The sequence below is a fragment of the Pseudomonas sp. S2_F03 genome, assembly GCF_054668335.1.
Genome location: NZ_CP162759.1, coordinates 1,854,714 through 1,875,565, shown reverse-complemented (window position 1 = coordinate 1,875,565; position 20,852 = coordinate 1,854,714). Strand labels below are relative to the sequence as shown.

General features: G+C 60.1%; 19 protein-coding genes, 1 other RNA gene and 1 pseudogene. 17 read left to right on the top strand and 4 right to left on the bottom strand.

What is annotated here, in order from left to right; genetic code table 11:
• The first annotated feature begins 80 nt into the window (after nt 1–80).
• Both AB4N76_RS08880 and AB4N76_RS08875 read left to right on the top strand, forming a co-directional pair.
• Entirely contained in the window at nt 81–698 is a 618-nt protein-coding gene (locus tag AB4N76_RS08880; protein WP_007905304.1) for a glutathione S-transferase N-terminal domain-containing protein, read from the top strand.
• 16 nt (nt 699–714) lie between these two features.
• Nucleotides 715–1,128 (top strand): ClpXP protease specificity-enhancing factor, encoded by a 414-nt coding sequence (locus AB4N76_RS08875; protein WP_046026708.1) that lies wholly within the window; start codon nt 715–717, stop codon nt 1,126–1,128.
• A gap of 167 nt (nt 1,129–1,295) precedes the next feature.
• Here AB4N76_RS08875 and AB4N76_RS08870 read toward each other — a convergent pair whose 3' ends face one another.
• From AB4N76_RS08870 to AB4N76_RS08855, 4 genes are all read right to left on the bottom strand, one after another.
• On the bottom strand, nt 1,296–1,874 hold the full coding sequence (locus tag AB4N76_RS08870; RefSeq protein WP_460164388.1) for a BON domain-containing protein: 579 nt from the start codon (nt 1,872–1,874) through the stop codon (nt 1,296–1,298).
• Nucleotides 1,871–2,464 (bottom strand): phosphoheptose isomerase, encoded by a 594-nt coding sequence (locus AB4N76_RS08865; protein WP_046026706.1) that lies wholly within the window; start codon nt 2,462–2,464, stop codon nt 1,871–1,873. The genes AB4N76_RS08870 and AB4N76_RS08865 overlap by 4 nt, the downstream gene beginning before the upstream one ends.
• A gap of 104 nt (nt 2,465–2,568) precedes the next feature.
• Nucleotides 2,569–2,931 carry a YraN family protein gene (locus AB4N76_RS08860; RefSeq protein ID WP_046026705.1) on the bottom strand — a complete coding sequence of 121 codons (363 nt, stop codon included), beginning with the start codon at nt 2,929–2,931 and terminating at the stop codon, nt 2,569–2,571.
• Nucleotides 2,931–4,742 (bottom strand): penicillin-binding protein activator, encoded by a 1,812-nt coding sequence (locus AB4N76_RS08855; RefSeq protein WP_046026704.1) that lies wholly within the window; start codon nt 4,740–4,742, stop codon nt 2,931–2,933. Before AB4N76_RS08855 ends, AB4N76_RS08860 begins: the two co-directional genes overlap by 1 nt.
• A gap of 176 nt (nt 4,743–4,918) precedes the next feature.
• On the opposite strand from AB4N76_RS08855, the gene rsmI reads away from it, so the two are divergent.
• The 15 genes and pseudogenes from rsmI (at nt 4,919) to AB4N76_RS08780 (ending at nt 20,849) form a co-directional block, all read left to right on the top strand.
• Nucleotides 4,919–5,824, top strand: a complete 906-nt coding sequence (gene rsmI / locus AB4N76_RS08850; protein WP_175648973.1) for a 16S rRNA (cytidine(1402)-2'-O)-methyltransferase — start codon at nt 4,919–4,921, stop codon at nt 5,822–5,824.
• Between the two features lie 75 nt (nt 5,825–5,899).
• Nucleotides 5,900–6,251, top strand: an RNA gene (gene rnpB, locus AB4N76_RS08845) — RNase P RNA component class A.
• A gap of 356 nt (nt 6,252–6,607) precedes the next feature.
• On the top strand, nt 6,608–7,063 hold the full coding sequence (mraZ, locus tag AB4N76_RS08840; RefSeq protein WP_008025967.1) for a division/cell wall cluster transcriptional repressor MraZ: 456 nt from the start codon (nt 6,608–6,610) through the stop codon (nt 7,061–7,063).
• Nucleotides 7,060–8,007, top strand: a complete 948-nt coding sequence (gene rsmH / locus AB4N76_RS08835; protein ID WP_046026703.1) for a 16S rRNA (cytosine(1402)-N(4))-methyltransferase RsmH — start codon at nt 7,060–7,062, stop codon at nt 8,005–8,007. The genes mraZ and rsmH overlap by 4 nt, the downstream gene beginning before the upstream one ends.
• Nucleotides 8,004–8,297, top strand: coding sequence for a cell division protein FtsL (gene ftsL, locus AB4N76_RS08830; RefSeq protein WP_046026702.1), 294 nt, complete (start codon nt 8,004–8,006; stop codon nt 8,295–8,297). Before rsmH ends, ftsL begins: the two co-directional genes overlap by 4 nt.
• Nucleotides 8,297–10,036: a peptidoglycan D,D-transpeptidase FtsI family protein gene (locus AB4N76_RS08825; RefSeq protein ID WP_175649036.1), complete on the top strand. Its 1,740-nt coding sequence runs from the start codon at nt 8,297–8,299 to the stop codon at nt 10,034–10,036. The genes ftsL and AB4N76_RS08825 overlap by 1 nt, the downstream gene beginning before the upstream one ends.
• Nucleotides 10,036–11,499: a UDP-N-acetylmuramoyl-L-alanyl-D-glutamate--2,6-diaminopimelate ligase gene (locus AB4N76_RS08820; RefSeq protein WP_460164387.1), complete on the top strand. Its 1,464-nt coding sequence runs from the start codon at nt 10,036–10,038 to the stop codon at nt 11,497–11,499. Before AB4N76_RS08825 ends, AB4N76_RS08820 begins: the two co-directional genes overlap by 1 nt.
• Complete coding sequence (locus AB4N76_RS08815) at nt 11,492–12,859, top strand: UDP-N-acetylmuramoyl-tripeptide--D-alanyl-D-alanine ligase (RefSeq protein ID WP_046026699.1); 1,368 nt, start codon at nt 11,492–11,494, stop codon at nt 12,857–12,859. Before AB4N76_RS08820 ends, AB4N76_RS08815 begins: the two co-directional genes overlap by 8 nt.
• Nucleotides 12,859–13,941, top strand: a complete 1,083-nt coding sequence (gene mraY, locus AB4N76_RS08810) for a phospho-N-acetylmuramoyl-pentapeptide-transferase (RefSeq protein WP_046026697.1) — start codon at nt 12,859–12,861, stop codon at nt 13,939–13,941. The genes AB4N76_RS08815 and mraY overlap by 1 nt, the downstream gene beginning before the upstream one ends.
• 6 nt (nt 13,942–13,947) lie before the next feature.
• Complete coding sequence (gene murD / locus AB4N76_RS08805) at nt 13,948–15,294, top strand: UDP-N-acetylmuramoyl-L-alanine--D-glutamate ligase (RefSeq protein ID WP_077431281.1); 1,347 nt, start codon at nt 13,948–13,950, stop codon at nt 15,292–15,294.
• Nucleotides 15,291–16,508 (top strand): putative lipid II flippase FtsW, encoded by a 1,218-nt coding sequence (gene ftsW, locus AB4N76_RS08800; RefSeq protein WP_046026695.1) that lies wholly within the window; start codon nt 15,291–15,293, stop codon nt 16,506–16,508. Before murD ends, ftsW begins: the two co-directional genes overlap by 4 nt.
• Entirely contained in the window at nt 16,498–17,568 is a 1,071-nt protein-coding gene (murG, locus tag AB4N76_RS08795; RefSeq protein WP_460164386.1) for an undecaprenyldiphospho-muramoylpentapeptide beta-N-acetylglucosaminyltransferase, read from the top strand. The genes ftsW and murG overlap by 11 nt, the downstream gene beginning before the upstream one ends.
• Nucleotides 17,561–18,985, top strand: a pseudogene (murC, locus tag AB4N76_RS08790) (UDP-N-acetylmuramate--L-alanine ligase); the annotation flags it as partial. The gene murG and the pseudogene murC, both read left to right, overlap by 8 nt.
• A 33-nt stretch (nt 18,986–19,018) precedes the next feature.
• Nucleotides 19,019–19,975 carry a D-alanine--D-alanine ligase gene (locus tag AB4N76_RS08785; protein WP_046026692.1) on the top strand — a complete coding sequence of 319 codons (957 nt, stop codon included), beginning with the start codon at nt 19,019–19,021 and terminating at the stop codon, nt 19,973–19,975.
• Nucleotides 19,976–19,979: 4 nt separating this feature from the next.
• A complete protein-coding gene (locus tag AB4N76_RS08780; RefSeq protein ID WP_046026691.1) occupies nt 19,980–20,849 on the top strand; it encodes a cell division protein FtsQ/DivIB in 870 nt (289 codons plus the stop codon).
• Nucleotides 20,850–20,852 lie beyond the last annotated feature (3 nt).

Sequence of the window (20,852 nt, the reverse complement as noted above, 5' to 3'; positions counted from 1 at the left end):
AACCAGTCGTTACGGGAGGCGCCCTCTGGGCGCGCTCGTTTTTCCGCTTTCGATAATTTCTACAAGCGAGGAGGACCGCCATGGGCGTGACCAATCGGTTGGCCTGTTACTCCGACCCCGCCGACCACTATTCCCACCGAGTGCGTATCGTACTTGCAGAGAAGGGTGTCAGCGCCGAGATCATTTACGTGGAAGCTGGTCGTCAGCCGCCTAAACTGATTGAGGTGAACCCTTACGGAAGCCTGCCCACCCTGGTCGATCGTGACCTGGCGTTGTGGGAGTCGACCGTGGTGATGGAATATCTGGATGAGCGTTACCCGCACCCGCCCTTGCTGCCGGTTTATCCTGTGGCGCGTGCCAACAGCCGTTTGCTGATTCATCGTATACAGCGTGATTGGTGTGGCCTGGTGGATCTGATCCTGGATTCGCGGACCAAGGAAGCCGCCCGCGTTGTCGCTCGTAAAGAGTTGCGCGAAAGCCTGACGGGTGTGTCGCCGTTGTTCGCCGACAAGCCATTTTTCCTCAGCGAGGAACAAAGTCTGGTGGATTGCTGCCTATTGCCAATACTCTGGCGATTGCCAATTTTGGGTATTGAACTGCCGCGGCCTGCCAAGCCGCTGCTTGATTACATGGAGCGCTCGTTTGCGCGTGAGGCTTTCCAGGCAAGTCTGTCTGGTGTCGAACGCGATATGCGCTAAGGCTTAAGGAGCCGCTATGAACTCCAGTCGACCTTATCTGGTCCGCGCGCTCTACGAGTGGATTGTGGACAACGATTGCACCCCGCACATGCTGGTCAATTCCGAATATCCATCGGTGCAGGTGCCTCAGGGTTTTGCCAGTGACGGACAGATTGTCCTGAACGTGTCGCCACAAGCTGTGCGTCACCTGCACATGGATAACGAGGCGGTCAGTTTTGAAGGGCGTTTCGGCGGTGTGCCGCACACCTTGTACGTGCCTATCGCATCGATTCTGGGTATTTACGCCCGGGAGAATGGCCAGGGCATGGTGTTCGATCTGGAATCGCCTATGGAAGACGAGGAAGAGATCGAGCCGGATGATGATCTTCCGCCACCCGACAGCGAGCCGCCGCGTCCCAGTGGTCGACCCAGTTTGAAAGTGGTGAAGTAATAAAAAAGGCGATCCGGATGGATCGCCTTTTTTATTGCGTGTAGGAGCACGGCTTGCCGGCGATGGCGATCTTGAAGGCGCTATCGCCAGCAAGCTGTGCTCCTACAGGTTGATGGCGATTTCAAGGGCGCCATTGCCGGCAAGCCGTGCTCCTTGCAGGGTGGATGTCAGTCGATGTACTCAAACAGCTTCACGATCTTCTGTACACCTGAAACGCCTTGTACCAGGTTGGTCGCCTGAGCGGCTTCCTGTTTGGTCAGCAGGCCCAACAGGTAGACGATGCCGTTTTCGGTCACAACCTTGATCCGCGAGCCGGGGATGTTGGCATCGGTGAGCATCTGGGCCTTGATCTTGGTGGTCAGCCACGCGTCGTTCTGGCGGGCCAGTAAAGAGGAGGGCGGCAGAATCTGCAATTCGTTGTGGACGGTTTTTACCCGTTGAACAGCGGCAGCGGCCTGTTCGGCTTTGACCTTGAGGTCTTCGCGAGGTGTCTGCCCGGCGAGTAGTACCACGCCGTTGAAGCTGGTGACGACAATGTGTGAGTCCTTGTCCAGGGCCGGGTCGGCCTTGGCGACGTTTACACCGACTTTGGTATCGATCAGGGAGTCGTCGATTTTGCTGCCGAAGGTGCGTGTGCCACGGTCATCCTCAATCGGCGCTTCACGGCTGGCATTAACCACCGAGGTGCAGCCGCTGATGCCGAGGCACAGGGTCAAGGTCAGTAGGCCTAGGCGATTAGGGGTCATTCTTCACTCCCGAACAATTGGCTGTCGATCAAATCGCAAAGGCAATGGATCGCCAGCAGGTGAACTTCCTGAATGCGTGCGGTGACATTGGCCGGTACGCGAATCTCGACGTCTTCGTGCAATAGCAGTGACGCCATGCCGCCACCATCGCGACCGGTCAATGCTACGACAATCATTTCGCGATCATGTGCGGCCTGGATTGCCTGAATTATGTTTGCCGAGTTGCCGCTGGTGGAAATCGCGAGTAATACGTCGCCCGGCTGGCCCAGGGCACGGATCTGTTTGGAGAAGATTTCGTTGTAGCTGTAGTCGTTGGCAATCGAGGTGATTGTCGAGCTGTCGGTAGTCAGCGCGATGGCCGGCAGGCTCGGGCGTTCACGCTCGAAGCGGTTGAGCAGCTCCGAGGAAAAGTGCTGTGCATCGCCGGCGGAACCGCCGTTGCCGCAGGAAAGCATTTTGCCCTCATTGAGCAGGGCGTTGACCATCACTTGGCTGGCTTGCTCGATGTGCGGTGCAAGTACGTCCATCGCCATTTGCTTGGTGTCGATACTGGCCTGAAAAAGCTGGCGAATTCGGGATTGCATGTCCATCTGTGTGACCTTAATTAGCGCGGCTACTTGGCACATGAATGTGCAGCCCGCAAAGCAAAGAGCAAAAATGTTGGGTGAAGGTGTCCGGTTCGTGACGCATGCGATCAGCTGTCGAAGGCATTCTGCAGCCAGTTCAACTGATCAACGTTGCTGTCGATGGCAATCACGTCGAAGCGGCAAGGGGAATTGGCCCAACGCGACTCGCGCTGAAGAAAATACTGTGCGGCGAAAATCAGTTTCTGCCGTTTGCGCTCATCGATGCTATCGAGCGCGCCACCCCACTGGGTGTTTTTTCTGTAGCGGACTTCAACGAATACTACTGTATCGCCATCAAGCATGACCAGATCAAGCTCGCCACGTTTACACAGCCAGTTCTGCGCCAACAGGCGCAGACCTTGTTGTTGCAGATGCTCGAGCGCATGGCGCTCGGCATCTTTACCGCTTTGCTGGCGTGACCTGTCGGGCATCAGTTCGGGGTATCCGGCAGGCGTTGAACCTGGCCGTTGACGAACTGGGCCCATGGCAACTGGCGCACGACGCGTTGGTTCGCAGTCATCCCCAGGCTGCCCGACTCACCCGCGATGCGGCTGTCCGGCAAGGCCTTGAGTTGCCCCAGGCGTGGTGCCAGACGGTAAGCATCAACGCCCATGGCGTACAGGCGGCCGAGGCTGCCTGCCGCTTGTGGCCATTGAGCCGTGACCTGTTTGCGCAGGGGATCGTTGGCGTCCAGCAACCACGGGGTTTCGCAGAAGCGGATGCCGTTCATGTCGTTGTACTGATTCACGTCGCCGCTGGCGCTGAACACGTGGGACGTGGCGTACACAGGGACGTCGCCGGCGTACTGGAAGTTCAGGGTCGGTTTGATCTGCTGGGCCTGTTGCGGTGTGGCGGCCAGGAAGATGAATTCGATGTCCTGACGACGCGAGGGCTGGGCTGCTACCTGCCCGCCGACAGTGCTTTGCAGGCTTTTGGCGCGGCCTTCGCTCTGGCGCAGCTGGAACATGTCAGCGATTTGCTGGGCCAGTTGAACCGGTTGGTCTACGCGCTCGGTGGCGACGATGCTGCCGCCGTTGGCTTGCCAGTCCTGGCTGAAGGCGCGCAGCACACGGTCGCCCCATTCACCTTTCGGCACCATGATGGCGGCGCGATGCAAGCCGTCGGCGCGAGCACGGCGAGACACTTCACGGGCTTCGTCTTCAGCAGCCAGGCCAAACTGGAACAGTTGGGCCGGGCCTTGTTCGCCTTCGCTGTAATTGAGTGCCAGGGTGGTAATCGGCAATTGCGGGCGAGCGCTGAGTTGTTTAACCAGTGGTTTTTCCAGCGGGCCGATCACCAGTTGCACGCCATCGGCCTGGGCCTTGCGGTAGAACTCGTCCATCGACGTCAGCTTCGAGCTGTCATAAAACTCGATGGCCGGTGGCTTCTGCCCGGATTGTTGGGCCTGGTAGTGAGCCGCCATGAAGCCTTCACGCAACGCTTTGCCGACCGATGCCAGCGGGCCGTCTTGTGGCAGCAGCAGGCCGATCTTGTTCAGCGGTTGGCTGGCCAGTTGCTTGAGATTGGTCAGTGCCAGCGGCAGATGTACGGCGGCCGGGTGTTTCGGGTTCTGGGCGCGCCAGTTATCGATTGCGGCTTGCTGTTGCTCCAGCGTCCCGGCTGTTTTCACAGCCAATGCCAGGCCCATCCAGCCGCCGAGGTCGTCGGAGGTGTTTGGCTGCAATTGGTCGGTAGGCAGGGAGGCAATCAGGGTCCAGATCGCTTCGTGGTTTTTGCTGGCCGCTTCACCACTCAGCATCGGCGCGATGAAAATACGCTCCCGTGCGGCAGCCAGGGTCTGGCCATCCGCTTCAAGGGCGCGGGCGTGAACAGTGCCAGTGCGAACTTGCTGTTCGGCTGGCAGCTCTCCCAGATATTTCAGGCTCGGATGGCTCAAGGCAGTCAGCGCTGCTTTGGGCTGATTGCGCACCATCGCCAGTTCTGCCGCCAGGGTACTGGCGAAAACTTGTGGGCCTGGCTTGAGTTGCTCGACCGGGACCTGTTGCAGGATTTGCGCGGATTGACCGGCATTCCCCTGACGGTAGGCCTGGTCAGCAGCGCTCAGGCGTAGCAGGGCGGCTTTTTCCGGGTCCTTGCTTTGGTTGGCCTGATCGAGCAGTTGCTCGATGCTGGCATCCGGGGTCCGTGGAAGTTCGCCAAGGCTGGAGGAGGGCGAGCTGGCGCAAGCCGCCAGCAAGGCAGCGAGGCAGAGGGCAGTGAACAGCCGCAGGCAAGCGATCATGTAGTGTTCCTGATACTCGATCAAATTAGCGTGGAATTGTACCCAAGCACTGGCCGGGGCGCGATGTTACTGGCGTGAATCGATCAATTTAGCTCGTGCAAATGTTGCAGCACCGCACAATTGGCAGAAAAAACCGGGAATGGCGAGGCGTATCGCAAGTGTCGCTACGCGCTACAATGTCGCCTTTTACCGATCATGAGGTGTGCGCTTTGACTGCTCCAGGTGCTTTGAATTCCGCTGCTGGCTCGCTTTATGTGGTGGCGACGCCCATCGGCAACCTGGACGACATCAGTGCACGCGCGCTGAAGATCCTGCGCGAGGTCGCGCTGATTGCTGCCGAAGATACGCGCCACTCCCAGCGGTTGATGCAGCATTTCGGCATCTCCACGCCGCTGGCGGCCTGCCACGAACACAATGAGCGAGATGAAGGTAGCCGTTTTATTACGCGTCTGCTGGCCGGCGATGATGTGGCGCTGATTTCGGATGCCGGCACACCGCTGATTTCCGATCCCGGCTATCACTTGGTGCGCCAGGCTCGTGCTGCGGGGATCAATGTGGTGCCGGTCCCGGGAGCGTGCGCCTTGATCGCGGCGTTATCGGCGGCGGGTCTGCCGTCCGACCGTTTTATCTTTGAAGGCTTCCTGCCGGCCAAGGCTGTCGGTCGCCGCGCTCGGCTGGAACTGGTTAAGGAAGAGCCGCGTACGCTGATTTTCTACGAGGCGCCGCACCGCATCCTTGAATGCCTGCAGGACATGGAATTGGTGTTCGGTGGCGAGCGTCCGGCATTGCTTGCTCGTGAAATCACCAAAACCTTTGAAACCCTTAAAGGTTTGCCATTGGCCGAGCTGCGCGAATTCGTTGAGGCGGACAGCAATCAGCAGCGTGGCGAATGTGTGGTGCTGGTCGCCGGCTGGACCGTGCCCGAGACGGAAGGCGCTGTCAGCAGCGAAGCCATGCGCATCCTCAATCTGCTGCTGGAAGAGATGCCACTCAAGCGTGCCGCGGCATTGGCGGCGCAAATCACCGGTGAGCGCAAAAATGTGTTGTATCAGATCGCGCTGGATCAGCAGAAGGGTGAGTAAAACCCGACGTGCAGGAGTGGCCAAAGGCGTTTAGCGCTTGTTCTTCGGCCGCTCTGCCGTTAACCTTCGCGGCGGAGAGTCGATCGGACAGTCGCTGCCCTCTATGAAAATTAGGGGGGAGGAAAGTCCGGGCTCCATAGGGCGAAGTGCCAGGTAATGCCTGGGAGGCGTGAGCCTACGGAAAGTGCCACAGAAAATAACCGCCTAAGCGCTTCGGCGCCGGTAAGGGTGAAAAGGTGCGGTAAGAGCGCACCGCACGTCTGGCAACAGTTCGTGGCTAGGTAAACCCCACTTGGAGCAAGACCAAATAGGGTCCCAAGGCGTGGCCCGCGCTGGGACCGGGTAGGTTGCTAAAGATGTCCAGTGATGGCCATCGTAGACGAATGACTGTTCAAGACAGAACCCGGCTTACAGATCGACTCTCCACCTTTTTTATCCCCCCTGTTTGAATCATTGAACAGGGCGCTGGTAGTAGCATTTTCCCTTCGTACAGAATCATCAGCAGAAGCGCTTTCGTAATACCGAAAAAATCTTACTCTTAACAAACTACTTTAACTTTCGAACGCAGCCTTCTGTGCTGATTCAAGTTATCGAACAAATTCATCTGTCAGATTCTCGTTCCTCCTCCTTTCCCTCTCCTAAATCTCAGTTCTGTAAGGGTTTTCCTTCAATCCGCGCCTTGACGGTGCGGTGGCCGCATTCCTATAGTGTGCGCAAGTGGCGGAAAGTGGCATGAAGTGGGTTTTTTGAACGTAAAACGCTAAAATTTGGAGAAACGCTGACGTGTTTCGCGGAGCTAACGCTATCAGTCTCGATGCAAAGGGCCGTCTCGCCATGCCGAGCCGGTACCGTGACGAGCTCGTTTCGCGTAGTTCCGGTCAGTTAATTGTCACCATTGATGCCGTTGATCCATGTTTGTGTGTTTACCCACTCGATGAGTGGGAAATAATTGAAACCAAACTGCGCGCACTGCCTTCGCTTCGCGAAGAGAACCGCCGCCTGCAACGTTTACTGATTGGTAATGCCGTCGATCTCGAGCTCGATGGCAGTGGTCGTTTTCTGGTTCCACCGCGTCTTCGTGAATATGCCAGGTTGGATAAGCGCGCGATGCTGGTAGGCCAACTGAACAAGTTCCAATTGTGGGACGAGGATGCCTGGGACGCGGTTTCTGCCGCTGACCTGGCTGCTATTCAACAACCGGGCGCCATGCCTGATGAACTGCGTGATTTGATCCTGTGACTATTGATAGCGGCTTTAACCACATCACCGTACTGCTTGACGAAGCCGTCGAGGCTCTCGCCGTACGTCCTGATGGCTGCTATCTGGATGGCACGTTCGGGCGCGGCGGGCACAGTCGGCTGATCTTGAGTCAGCTGGGGCCTGATGGTCGGTTGCTGGGATTTGATAAAGATCCTCAAGCGATTGCCACCGGGCAGACGCTAGCGGCCGAAGACGGCCGCTTTGTCGTTGTGCAGCGTAGCTTTGCCGAGCTCGGTTCGGAAGTGGCTGATCGCGGTCTGGCCGGCAAGGTCAGCGGCGTTTTGCTCGACCTCGGCGTGTCTTCGCCGCAACTCGACGACCCTGAACGCGGTTTCAGCTTCCTCAATGACGGCCCGCTGGACATGCGCATGGACCCCTCCCGCGGGATCAGCGCTGCCGAATTCGTCAACACCGCGCCGGTGGAAGAAATTGCTCGTGTGTTCAAAGAATATGGCGAAGAGCGTTTCTCCGGCCGCATGGCTCGTGCCGTGGCCGAGCGTCGTGACATCAAGCCGTTCGAGCGCACCGCTGACCTGGCCGAAGTCCTGAAAATTGCCAACCCTGCGTGGGAAAAAGGCAAGAACCCGGCGACCCGTGCGTTCCAGGGCCTGCGCATTCACGTCAACAACGAATTGGGCGATCTGGAAGCCGGCCTCGAAGCCGCACTGGAATGCCTGGAAGTCGGCGGCCGCCTGGTCGTTATCAGCTTCCATTCGCTGGAAGACCGCATCGTCAAACTGTTCATGCGCAAACTGGTGAAAGGCGAAGCCGACAACCTGCCGCGCAACCTGCCGGTTCGCCACGTTGCATTCGAACCGAAAATCAAAGTCCATGGCAAAGCGCAGACGGCCTCCGACGCCGAACTCAAAGCCAACCCACGTTCCCGTAGCGCCGTCATGCGCGTCGCGGAGAAGCTGCGGTGAGCAAGCTGTTCGCCAAGCCACTGCCCGGCGGAAGCTTTTTCATGCTGCTGCTGTTTGTTGGCGTGCTCGTTTCAGCGATCGGCGTGTCGTACAGCGCCCACTGGAACCGTCAGCTGTTGAACTCGCTGTACAACGAGTTGAGCGTGCGCGACAAGGCACAGGCAGAGTGGGGCCGCTTGATTCTCGAACAAAGCACCTGGACCGCCCACAGCCGTATCGAAGTGCTGGCGAGCGAACAACTGAAGATGCACATTCCTGGCGCGGCTGACGTGAAGATGGTGGCGCCATGATGAAACTCGAAGGCGCAATGTTCCCATGGCGTTTCCGCGTGGTGCTGGGGTTGCTTGGCATCATGGTCGCGGCGATTTCCTGGCGCATCATCGATTTGCAAGTCGTCGACCGTGCCTTCCTCAAGGGGCAGGGTGATGCACGCAGCGTGCGCCATATTCCGATTCCGGCTCACCGTGGCCTGATCACGGATCGTAACGGCGAGCCTCTGGCCGTGAGTACGCCGGTCACTACCTTGTGGGCCAACGCCAAGGAAATGCAGCTGGCCAAAGAGAAGTGGCCTGCACTGGCGGCCGCGCTGGGTCAGGACCCGAAAGCGCTGGCTGAGCGTCTCGAAGCCCAGGCCAACAAAGAATTCATCTATCTGGTGCGCGGGCTGACCCCCGAGCAGGGCCAGTCGGTGCTCGACCTGAAAGTACCGGGCGTCTACGGCATCGAAGAATTCCGGCGTTTCTACCCGGCCGGTGAAGTCACCGCGCACATGGTTGGATTTACCGACATCGATGACCACGGTCGTGAAGGTGTCGAGCTGGCCTATGACGAATGGCTCGCCGGGGTTGCCGGTAAGCGTCAGGTCATCAAGGACCGGCGTGGACGACTGATCAAGGATGTCCAGGTCACCAAAAACGCCAAGGCCGGCAAGCCCTTGGCGTTGTCCATTGATCTGCGCCTGCAATACCTGGCCAACCGTGAACTGCGCAACGCGATCATCGAGAACGGTGCCAAGGCCGGCAGCCTGGTGATCATGGACGTGAAGACCGGCGAGATCCTCGCCATGGTCAACCAGCCGACCTACAACCCGAACAACCGTCGCAATCTGCAGCCAGCGATGATGCGTAACCGCGCGATGATCGACGTGTTCGAGCCTGGTTCGACCATGAAAGCGATCTCGATGAGCGCCGCGATCGAAACTGGCCGCTGGAAACCAAGTGACACCGTCGAGGTGTATCCGGGCTCCTTGCAGATCGGCAAGTACACCATCAAGGACGTATCCAAGACCGAAGGCCCGGTACTCGACTTGACCGGCATCCTGATCAATTCCAGTAACGTCGGCATGAGTAAGGTCGCGTTCGATATCGGCGGCGAAACCATTTTCCGTCTCGCGCAAAAAGTCGGTCTCGGCCAGGACACCGGCCTCGGCTTCCCGGGCGAGCGCGTCGGCAACCTGCCGAACTACCGCGAGTGGCGCAAGGCTGAAACCGCGACGCTGTCCTACGGCTACGGTATTTCCGTGACGGCGATTCAGCTGGTTCACGCCTTTTCGGCGTTGGCCAACAACGGTCGCCTCGCGCCTTTGACCCTGATCAAAACCGACAAGGCGCCGCAGACCACGCAAGTACTGCCAGAGGCTGTGGCAAAAACGATGCAGGGCATGTTGACCCAAGTGATCGAAGCACCGCGCGGCGTATTCCGTGCGCAGGTGCCGGCCTATCACGTGGCTGGCAAGTCGGGTACTGCGCGTAAGACGTCGGTGGGCACCAAAGGCTATGCCGAGAACTCCTACCGCTCGCTGTTTGCAGGCTTCGGCCCAATGAGCGATCCGCGTTATGCGATTGTCGTGGTGATCGACGAACCGACCAAGGCCGGTTATTTCGGCGGTCTGGTGTCGGCGCCGGTGTTCAGCAAAGTGATGTCCGGGACACTGCGCCTGATGAACATCACACCGGACAACCTGCCGCCGACTCAAACCGCGAACGCCACCCCCGTTGTTCCGCTGAAAGCCAATGGAGGGCGCGGCTGATGTCTCTGAGTCTCAACAAGATTTTCGCCCACGCTGGCCGCGATCTATTGATCCGCGAATTGGCGCTCGACAGCCGCAACGTGCGCGCTGGCGACTTGTTTCTCGCTGTTCCTGGCGGGCGTTTCGACGGTCGTGCGCACATCGCCGACGCTCTGCAACGCGGCGCTGCCGCCGTGGCGTATGAAGTCGAAGGCGCGACCGTATTGCCGATCACCGACGTGCCGCTGATTCCGGTCAAAGGCCTGGCGGCGCAGCTGTCGGACATCGCCGGGCGTTTTTATGGCGACCCGAGCCGTCACTTGAATCTGGTGGGCGTGACCGGTACCAATGGTAAAACCAGCGTGACCCAATTGGTTGCCCAGGCGCTCGATCTGCTCGGTCAACACTGCGGCATCGTCGGCACGTTGGGCTCCGGTTTCTACGGGGCGCTGGAAAGCGGCCTGCACACCACACCGAATCCAATCGCCGTACAAGCAACCCTGGCCGACCTGAAAAAGGCCGGTGCCAAAGCCGTTGCCATGGAGGTCTCCTCTCACGGCCTGGATCAGGGCCGTGTGAGCGCGCTGGCCTTCGATGTGGCGGTGATGACCAACCTGTCCCGCGATCACCTCGATTATCACGGCACCATGCAGGCCTACGGCGAAGCCAAGGCCAAGTTGTTTGCGTGGAGCGATCTGAAGTGCCGGGTGGTTAACCTCGACGACGCATTCGGACGGCAACTGGCCGCCGAAAGGCGTGAGTCGCGTTTGATCACCTACAGCCTGGAAGACAGCAGCGCCTACCTGTATTGCCGCGAAGCGCAATTTGACGACGAAGGCGTGCGCGCCACATTGGTCACGCCGCAGGGCGAGCACCATTTGCGCAGCACGTTGCTCGGTCGCTTCAACCTGAGCAACGTCCTGGCCGCAGTCGGCGCGTTGCTCGGTCTGGACTATGCGCTGGACGAAATTCTCAACATTCTGCCGAAGCTTGAAGGCCCGGCCGGTCGCATGCAGCGCCTCGGTGGCGGTACTCAGCCGCTGGTGGTGGTCGATTACGCCCACACCCCGGACGCGCTGGAAAAAGTCCTGATGGCCCTGCGTCCGCACGCCAAGGGTCGCCTGCTGTGCCTGTTCGGCTGCGGCGGTGATCGTGATCGCGGCAAGCGTCCGCTGATGGCCGAAGTGGTCGAGCGCCTGGCCGACGGCGTACTGGTCACCGATGACAACCCACGTACCGAAGACCCGTCAGTGATATTCGATGACATCCGCGCCGGCTTCAAGGCTGTGGATAAAGTGACGTTCGTGGCTGGCCGTGGCCAGGCGATTGCCCAGTTGATCGCTGGCGCTTCAGTGGATGACGTGATTGTCCTGGCCGGTAAAGGTCACGAGGACTATCAGGAAGTCAACGGTGAGCGTCACGACTTCTCCGATCTGGTCGAGGCCGATCACGCCCTGACCGCATGGGAGGTGGCGCATGCTTAAAGCCTTGAAACTCAGTGAATTGACCGGTGCGCTGAACGCTCGTCTGATCGCAGCCGATGCCACGTTCGACGGCGTCAGCATCGACAGTCGCGCGATCAAGCCTGGCCAATTGTTTATTGCCCTGACTGGCCCGCGTTTTGACGGTCATGACTATTTGAACGATGTCGCCGCCAAGGGCGCTGTCGGTGCATTGGTCGAACGCGAAGTTGCCAACAGTGCGTTGCCGCAATTGCTGGTCAAGGACACCCGTCAGGCACTGGGTCAACTGGGCGCGCTGAACCGTTTGGCGTTCACCAACCCGGTTGCGGCCGTCACCGGCTCAAGTGGCAAGACCACCGTCAAGGAAATGCTCGCCAGCATCCTGCGCACGCGCGGTCCGGTACTGGCCACCCGTGGCAACCTGAACAATGACCTCGGCGTGCCGCTGACCTTGCTTGAATTGGCGCCGGAACACACCGCTGCCGTAATCGAACTCGGTGCTTCGCGTCTTGGCGAAATTGCCTACACCGTAGGCATGACCAAGCCTCACGTGGCCATCCTCAACAATGCCGGGACTGCTCACGTTGGCGAGTTCGGCGGGCCGGAAAAAATCGTTGAAGCCAAAGGCGAAATTATTGAAGGGCTAGAGGCCGATGGCATCGCCGTTCTTAATCTCGACGACAAGGCTTTTGAAATCTGGAAGACCCGCGCTGCCGGTCGCAAAGTGCTGACATTTGCCCTGAGCAACCTCAGTGCCGACTTCTACGCCAGCGACCTGGACCGCGATGCTCGCGGTTGCCCGGCGTTCAACCTGCACACACCTGAAGGGGTGGAGCGCGTTCAACTGAACCTGCTCGGCACCCATAACGTTGCCAACGCCATGGCCGCCGCCGCCGCTGCTCATGCCTTGGGCGTGTCGTTGTCGGGCATCGCCGCCGGCCTGGGCGCCGTGCAACCGGTCAAGGGGCGCACCGTTGCGCAACTGGCCACCAACGGCGTGCGCGTAATTGACGACACGTACAACGCAAACCCGACCTCCATGTGCGCCGCCGTTGATATACTCGCCGGCTTTTCCGGTCGCACCGTCCTGGTGCTCGGGGATATCGGCGAGTTGGGCGATTGGGCGGAGCAGGGGCACCGTGATGTGGGCGAATACGCCCGCGGCAAGGTGTCCGCGCTGTATGCCGTCGGCCCCAACATGGTTCACGCCGTAAACGCTTTCGGTCCACAGGCCTTTCACTTCAGCACTCAGGCTGAGCTGATCAAGGCCCTGGGCGCCGAGCAAGACACCAACACCACCATTTTGATCAAGGGCTCGCGCAGCGCTGCGATGGAAAACATCGTCGCCGCATTGTGCGGGTCCAGTCTGGAGAAACATTAATGCTGCTGCTGCTAGCGGAGTATCTGCAACAGTTCTACAAAGGCTTCGCGGTCTTTCAGTACCTGACCCTGCGCGGGATTCTCGGTGTGCTGACCGCGCTGGTCTTGTCGCTGTGCTATGGCCCATGGATGATCCGCACGTTGCAGAACCGTCAGATCGGTCAATCCGTTCGCAATGATGGCCCGCAGTCGCACCTGTCCAAGTCGGGTACACCGACCATGGGCGGCGCGCTGATTCTGTCGTCCATCGGTGTCAGCACCTTGCTTTGGGCCGACCTGAGCAACCGTTATGTCTGGACGGTGCTGCTGGTGACGTTGCTGTTCGGCGCGATCGGCTGGGTCGACGACTACCGCAAAGTGATCGAGAAGAACTCCCGTGGCTTGCCGAGCCGCTGGAAGTATTTCTGGCAGTCGGTGTTTGGCCTGGGCGCAGCCATCTTCCTTTATATGACCGCTGCTACACCGGTGGAAACCACCCTGATCCTGCCGATGCTCAAGGATTACAGTATTCCGTTGGGTGCAGGCTTCATCGTCCTGACCTACTTCGTGATTGTCGGTTCGAGCAACGCGGTCAACCTGACCGACGGTCTCGACGGCCTGGCAATCATGCCGACCGTGATGGTTGGTGGTGGTCTGGGGATCTTCTGCTACCTCTCGGGTAACGTGAAATTCGCTGAATACCTGCTGATCCCTTATGTACCGGGCGCGGGCGAATTGATTGTGTTCTGCGGCGCCCTGATCGGTGCGGGCCTCGGCTTCCTGTGGTTCAACACCTACCCGGCACAGGTTTTCATGGGTGACGTCGGCGCGCTGGCGCTGGGCGCGGCCTTGGGCACCATCGCGGTGATCGTCCGTCAGGAAATCGTCCTGTTCATCATGGGCGGTGTGTTCGTCATGGAAACCCTGTCCGTCGTCATCCAGGTTGCGTCTTTCAAGTTGACCGGTCGCCGCGTGTTCCGCATGGCACCGATCCATCACCACTTTGAACTCAAGGGCTGGCCTGAGCCGCGCGTGATCGTCCGTTTCTGGATCATCACCGTGATTCTCGTGCTGGTTGGCCTTGCCACCCTGAAGCTGAGGTAGAAACTCGTGTCTCTGATCGCTTCTGACCACTTCCGCATCGTTGTCGGCCTCGGCAAGAGCGGCATGTCCCTGGTTCGCTTCCTGGCGAACCGGGGCACGTCGTTTGCTGTCGCCGATACGCGGGAAAATCCACCGGAACTGGCCACGCTCAAGCGTGACTATCCGCACGTGGAAGTGCGTTGTGGCGAGCTGGACGTCGAGTTCCTCTGCCGTGCCGACGAGCTCTACGTGAGCCCCGGCCTGGCGCTGGCGACCCCGGCCCTGCAAGCCGCCGCCGCCCGAGGTGTGAAATTGTCCGGCGACATCGAGCTGTTCGCGCGTAACGCGAAGGCGCCGATCGTGGCCATCAGCGGTTCCAACGCCAAAAGCACCGTCACCACGCTGGTCGGGGAGATGGCGGCTGCGGCGGGCAAGCGTGTTGCCGTCGGCGGCAATCTTGGTACGCCGGCACTGGACCTGCTCAGCGATGACATCGAGCTGTACGTGATGGAACTGTCGAGCTTCCAGCTCGAAACTACCGATCAGCTCAACGCCGAAGTGGCGACCGTGCTCAACGTCAGCGAAGACCACATGGACCGTTACAGCGGTCTGCCGGCCTATCACCTGGCCAAGCACCGGATCTTCCGTGGCGCCAAACAGTTTGTAGTGAACCGTCAGGATGCCCTGAGCCGTCCGTTGATGGGTGAGGGCCAGCCGTGCTGGACCTTCGGTCTGAGCAAGCCTGATTTCAAGGCCTTCGGTATCCGCGAAGAAGACGGCGAGAAATACCTGTCGTTCGAATTCCAGAACCTGATGCCGGTGCGCGAGTTGAAAATTCGTGGCGCCCATAACCAGTCCAACGCCCTGGCGGCATTGGCGCTGGGCCACGCTGTCGGTCTGCCATTCGACGCCATGCTGACGGCCCTGCGCAGCTTTGCCGGCCTCGAACATCGCTGCCAGTGGGTCCGTGACCTGGATGGCGTCGGCTATTACAACGATTCCAAAGCCACCAACGTTGGCGCCGCCCTGGCTGCCATCGAAGGCCTGGGTGCGGACATCGAAGGCAAGATCGTGCTGATCGCCGGTGGCGACGGCAAGGGCGCCGAGTTCAATGACCTGCGTGATCCGGTGGCGGCCAACTGCCGCGCCGTGATCCTGATGGGCCGTGATTCCGACAAGATCGGCGAGGCCATCGGCGATGCCGTGCCGCTGATCCGCGCTGGCTCGCTGATTGAAGCCGTGGAGCAATGCCGCGCTGCTGCCCATCCCGGTGATGTGGTGCTGCTGTCGCCGGCCTGCGCCAGTTTCGACATGTTCAAGAACTACGAAGACCGTGGTCACCAGTTCGTCCAAGCCGTGGAGGAACTGGCATGAGCCTGTTGAACATCATCAAGCCTTACCCGTCGCCAATCATCACCGGGCGCGGTATCGACCTCGATTTCCCGATGCTTGCCGGTTGCCTGGCGTTGATCGGCCTGGGGCTGGTGATGATTGCATCGGCATCGACCGAAGTGGGGGCGGTGCAGTCGGGCAGTGCGCTGTATTACATGATTCGCCACCTTATCTACGTGGTGCTGGGCCTGGGGGCCTGCGTCATCACCATGATGATTCCGATCGCCACCTGGCAACGCCTGGGATGGCTGATGCTGCTGGGTGCGTTCGGTTTGCTGGTGATGGTGATCGTTCCGGGGATTGGCCGTGAAGTGAACGGTTCGATGCGTTGGATCGGCTTCAGTTTCTTCAACGTTCAGCCTTCCGAGATCGCCAAGGTGTTCGTGGTGATCTACCTCGCCGGCTATCTGGTGCGTCGCCAGAAAGAAGTGCGTGAAAGCTGGATGGGCTTCTTCAAGCCATTCATCGTGCTGCTGCCCATGGCAGGGCTGTTGCTGATGGAGCCGGACTTCGGTGCCACCGTCGTGATGATGGGGGCGGCGGCGGCCATGCTGTTCCTGGGCGGAGTCGGGCTGTTCCGGTTTTCCTTGATGGTAGTGCTGGCGGTCGCGGCGGTGGTGCTGTTGATTCAAGTGCAGCCCTATCGAATGGCGCGCCTGACCAACTTTGCCGACCCGTGGGCCGACCAGTTCGGTGCTGGCTACCAGTTGTCGCAAGCATTGATCGCGTTTGGTCGCGGCGAGTGGTTTGGCGTTGGCCTGGGCAACAGCGTGCAGAAACAGTTCTACCTGCCGGAAGCTCACACCGACTTCGTGTTCTCGGTACTGGCTGAAGAACTGGGCGCCGTCGGTTCGCTGTGCACCGTGGCCCTGTTCGTCTTTGTTTGTATTCGTGGCATGTACATCGGTTATTGGGCCGAAAAGGCCAAGCAATTCTTCGCCGCCTACATCGCGTATGGCTTGTCGTTCCTGTGGATTGGTCAGTTCCTGATCAACATCGGTGTGAACGTCGGCCTGCTGCCGACCAAAGGCCTGACGCTACCCTTCCTCAGCTATGGCGGTAGCTCGCTGGTGATTTGCTGTGCCTGTCTCGGCTTGTTGCTGCGCATCGAGTGGGAGAGTCGAACCCACCTGGGCAGTGAAGAGATGGAGTTCCATGAGAGCGACTTCGCCGAGGAGCCACCCCATGGGCGCTAACGTATTGATCATGGCGGGCGGCACCGGGGGCCACGTGTTCCCTGCGCTGGCGTGCGCTCACGAATTCCAGGCCCGCGGTTACACCGTGCATTGGCTCGGGACACCCCGCGGTATCGAGAACGACCTGGTGCCACTGGCCGGGATCGAACTGCACCGCATCAACGCCAGCGGCTTGCGCGGCAAGGGCAAATTGTCCCTGCTCAAGGCCCCGTTCATGTTGCTCAAATCCGTCTGGCAGGCGCGGGCGATCATTCGCCAGTTGCGGCCAGTGTGCGTGGTCGGCTTCGGTGGTTATGTGACCGGTCCTGGTGGTGTTGCCGCCAAACTGGCTGGCGTGCCGGTGATCGTTCACGAACAGAACGCTGTGGCCGGTACCGCCAATCGGTTGCTGGTGCCGTTGGCCGCCCGGGTCTGTGAAGCGTTCCCCGACACCTTTACCCTGTCGGACAGCCGTCGGACCACCGGTAACCCGGTGCGCACCGAGCTGTTCCTCGAAACGGCACGACCTGCCCTGGCCGGTCGCAAGGCGCGTTTGCTGATCCTGGGTGGAAGCCTGGGCGCAGAACCGTTGAACAAATTGCTGCCTGAAGCCCTGTCGCAAGTCGCCCCCGACCTGCGTCCGGAAGTGTTCCATCAGGCCGGCAAAAACCATGATGAAGTGACTGCAGAGCGCTATCTCGCGGCTGGCGTCGAGGCGCAAGTGCAGCCTTTCATCAAAGACATGGCCCAAGCCTATGGCTGGGCCGACCTGGTGGTGTGTCGCGCAGGTGCGCTGACCATCAGTGAGCTGGCCGCCGCCGGTCTGCCCTCGATGCTGGTGCCATTGCCCCACGCGATCGACGATCACCAGACCCGCAACGCCGATTATTTGGCCCGTGAAGGCGCAGCCTTCCTGATGCCGCAAAGAACGACTGGCGCAGCGGATCTTGCCGCTCGCCTGACAGAGGTCCTGATGCAACCACAACGACTCAACGATATGGCCACGGCCGCACGCCGCCTGGCCAAACCCGATGCCACCCGTAACGTGGTCGATACCTGCCTGGAGGTGGCCCATGGTTGAGAATCAGAAAGCCATGCCGCAACCGGAAATGCGCCGCATCCGTAAAATCCACTTCGTCGGTATCGGCGGTGTGGGCATGTGCGGGATTGCCGAAGTGTTGTTGAACCTGGGTTATGACGTGTCCGGTTCCGACCTGAAGGCGTCGCCGGTCACCGAGCGCCTGGAATCTTTCGGCGCGCAGATCTTCATCGGTCACCGCGCCGAAAACGCTGCCGCTGCCGATGTGCTGGTGGTGTCGAGCGCCGTCAACACCTCCAACCCGGAAGTCGCGACTGCGCTGGAACGCCGTATTCCGGTGGTGCCGCGTGCCGAGATGCTGGCCGAACTGATGCGCTACCGTCACGGCATCGCCGTCGCTGGTACGCACGGCAAAACCACCACCACCAGCCTGATCGCTTCGGTGTTCGCGGCCGGTGGCCTGGACCCGACGTTCGTCATCGGTGGTCGTCTGAATGCCGCGGGCACCAATGCCCAGCTCGGCACCAGCCGCTACCTGATTGCCGAAGCCGACGAAAGCGACGCCAGTTTCCTGCACTTGCAGCCGCTGGTGGCTGTGGTCACCAACATCGACGCCGATCACATGGCGACCTACGACGGTGACTTCAACAAGCTGAAGAAAACCTTCGTCGAGTTCCTCCATAACCTGCCGTTCTACGGTTTGGCCGTGGTGTGCCTGGACGATCCGGTGGTGCGTGAAATTCTCCCGCTGGTCAAACGTCCGACCGTTACCTACGGCTTCGGCGATGACTGCGACGTGCGCGCCATCAATGTGCGTCAGCAAGGCATGCAGACGTTCTTCACCGTTCTGCGCCCTGATCGTGAGCCGCTCGATGTGTCGGTGAACATGCCGGGCAACCACAACGTATTGAACGCGCTGGCCACCATTTGCATCGCCACTGACGAGGGCGTCAGCGATGAAGCCATCGTCCAGGGCCTGTCCGGGTTCCAGGGTGTCGGCCGACGCTTCCAGGTCTACGGCGAACTGCCGGTCGAAGACGGTAGCGTGATGCTGGTCGACGACTACGGTCACCACCCGACCGAAGTCGCCGCTGTGATCAAAGCCGTACGCGGTGGCTGGCCGGAGCGCCGTCTGGTGATGGTTTACCAGCCGCACCGTTACAGCCGCACCCGCGATCTGTACGACGACTTCGTCAATGTGCTGGCCGACGCCAATGTTCTGTTGCTGATGGAAGTTTATCCGGCCGGCGAAGAGCCGATTCCGGGTGCTGACAGCCGCAAGCTGTGCAACAGCATTCGTCAGCGCGGGCAACTGGACCCGATCTACATCGAGCGTGGTGTCGACCTCGCGCCAGTGGTCAAGCCGCTGCTGCGTGCCGGCGACATCCTGCTGTGCCAGGGCGCCGGTGATATCGGTGGTCTCGCACCAAAACTGTTGAACAGTCCGTTGTTCGCTGGCGCTGTTGCTGCGCCAAGCGTGGGGGAAGTTGAAATGACTGCTGCTTACGCCAACCTCGTCTCCACCGTCGCGCCGAAAGATTTCGGCCGTGTCGCCGTGCTGTTCGGTGGCAAGAGTGCCGAGCGGGAAGTCTCGCTGAAGTCGGGTAACGCGGTACTCGCCGCACTGCAAAGTGCCGGTGTGGATGCGTTTGGCCTCGACGTCGGCGATGACCTGCTGCAGCGTTTGCTCAACGAAAAGATCGACCGCGCCTTCGTCATCCTCCACGGTCGTGGCGGTGAAGACGGCAGCATGCAGGGCCTGCTCGAATGCCTGGGCATTCCCTACACCGGTAGCGGCATTCTTGCTTCGGCGCTGGCCATGGACAAGCTGCGCACCAAGCAGGTTTGGCACAGCCTGGGTATTCCAACACCGCGTCATGCCGTCCTGAGCAGCGAAGCCGATTGTATTTCGGCAGCGACGGAACTGGGCTTCCCTTTGATCGTCAAACCGGCCCATGAAGGTTCAAGTATCGGTATGGCCAAAGTGAGTTCCGCGTCCGAATTGATCGACGCCTGGAAAGCGGCCAGTACCTACGATTCGCAAGTGTTGGTCGAGCAATGGATCCACGGTCCGGAGTTCACCATCGCCACCCTGCGTGACCAGGTGTTGCCTCCGATTGCCCTGGGCACGACGCACAGCTTCTACGACTACGACGCCAAGTACATCGCCAACGATACCCAGTACCGCATTCCGTGCGGGCTGGACAGCGCCAAGGAAAAAGAACTCATGGACCTCACGGCGAAAGCCTGCGAGGCGCTGGGTATCGCCGGTTGGGGTAGGGCAGACGTGATGCAGGATGCCGACGGGCAGTTCTGGTTCCTGGAAGTGAACACGGCGCCGGGCATGACCGATCACAGTCTGGTGCCGATGGCGGCCCGTGCCGCCGGTCTGGATTTCCAGCAACTGGTTCTGGCCATCCTGGCAGCCAGTTTCGAGGTAAGAGGTTAAGACCATGCAAGGCGCGCAGCTAAGACATCAGCCCCCTCCAGCACCCGGCCGCAAGCCGGTGCCTCGGGGTGCCAGCCGAATGGTGGCCAAAGAGCCGATGTCTATGCGCCTGCCGAAAGCCAATTTTGGTTTTCTCAAGGCCTTGTTCTGGCCGGTGCTGTTGGTTGCACTGGGGTTTGGCACTTACGAAGGCGCGCAGCGTTTGCTGCCGTACGCCGACCGGCCGATCACCAAGATCAACGTGCAAGGCGATTTGAGCTACATCAGCCAGCAAGCCGTGCAGCAGCGGATCGCCCCGTACGTGGCGTCGAGCTTCTTCACGATCGACCTGGAGAGCATGCGTACCGAGCTTGAAACCATGCCATGGATTGCCCACGCCGAAGTGCGCAGGGTGTGGCCGGATCAAGTGGTGATCCGCCTCGAAGAACAACTGCCGGTGGCCCGCTGGGGTGATGAATCGCTGTTGAACAACCAGGGGCAGGCGTTCACGCCGCGCGAGCTGGCGAACTACGAACATTTGCCACAGCTGTTCGGCCCACAACGGGCTCAACAGCAGGTCATGCAGCAATACCAGGTGCTGAGCCAGTTGCTCAGGCCGCTGGGCTTCTCGATTGCACGCCTGGAATTGCGTGAACGAGGCAGCTGGTTCCTGACCACCGGCGCTGGCAGTGCCGGTCCCGGGATCGAACTGCTGCTGGGGCGCGGCAACCTGGTGGAAAAGATGCGCCGTTTTATCGCCATCTACGACAAGACGCTTAAAGAACAGATTACGAACATTGCGCGCATCGATCTGCGCTACGCCAACGGCCTCGCTGTTGGCTGGCGGGAACCTGTAGCGCCCACGACAGCCCAACCCGCTGTCGCGAAGAATTAAGAA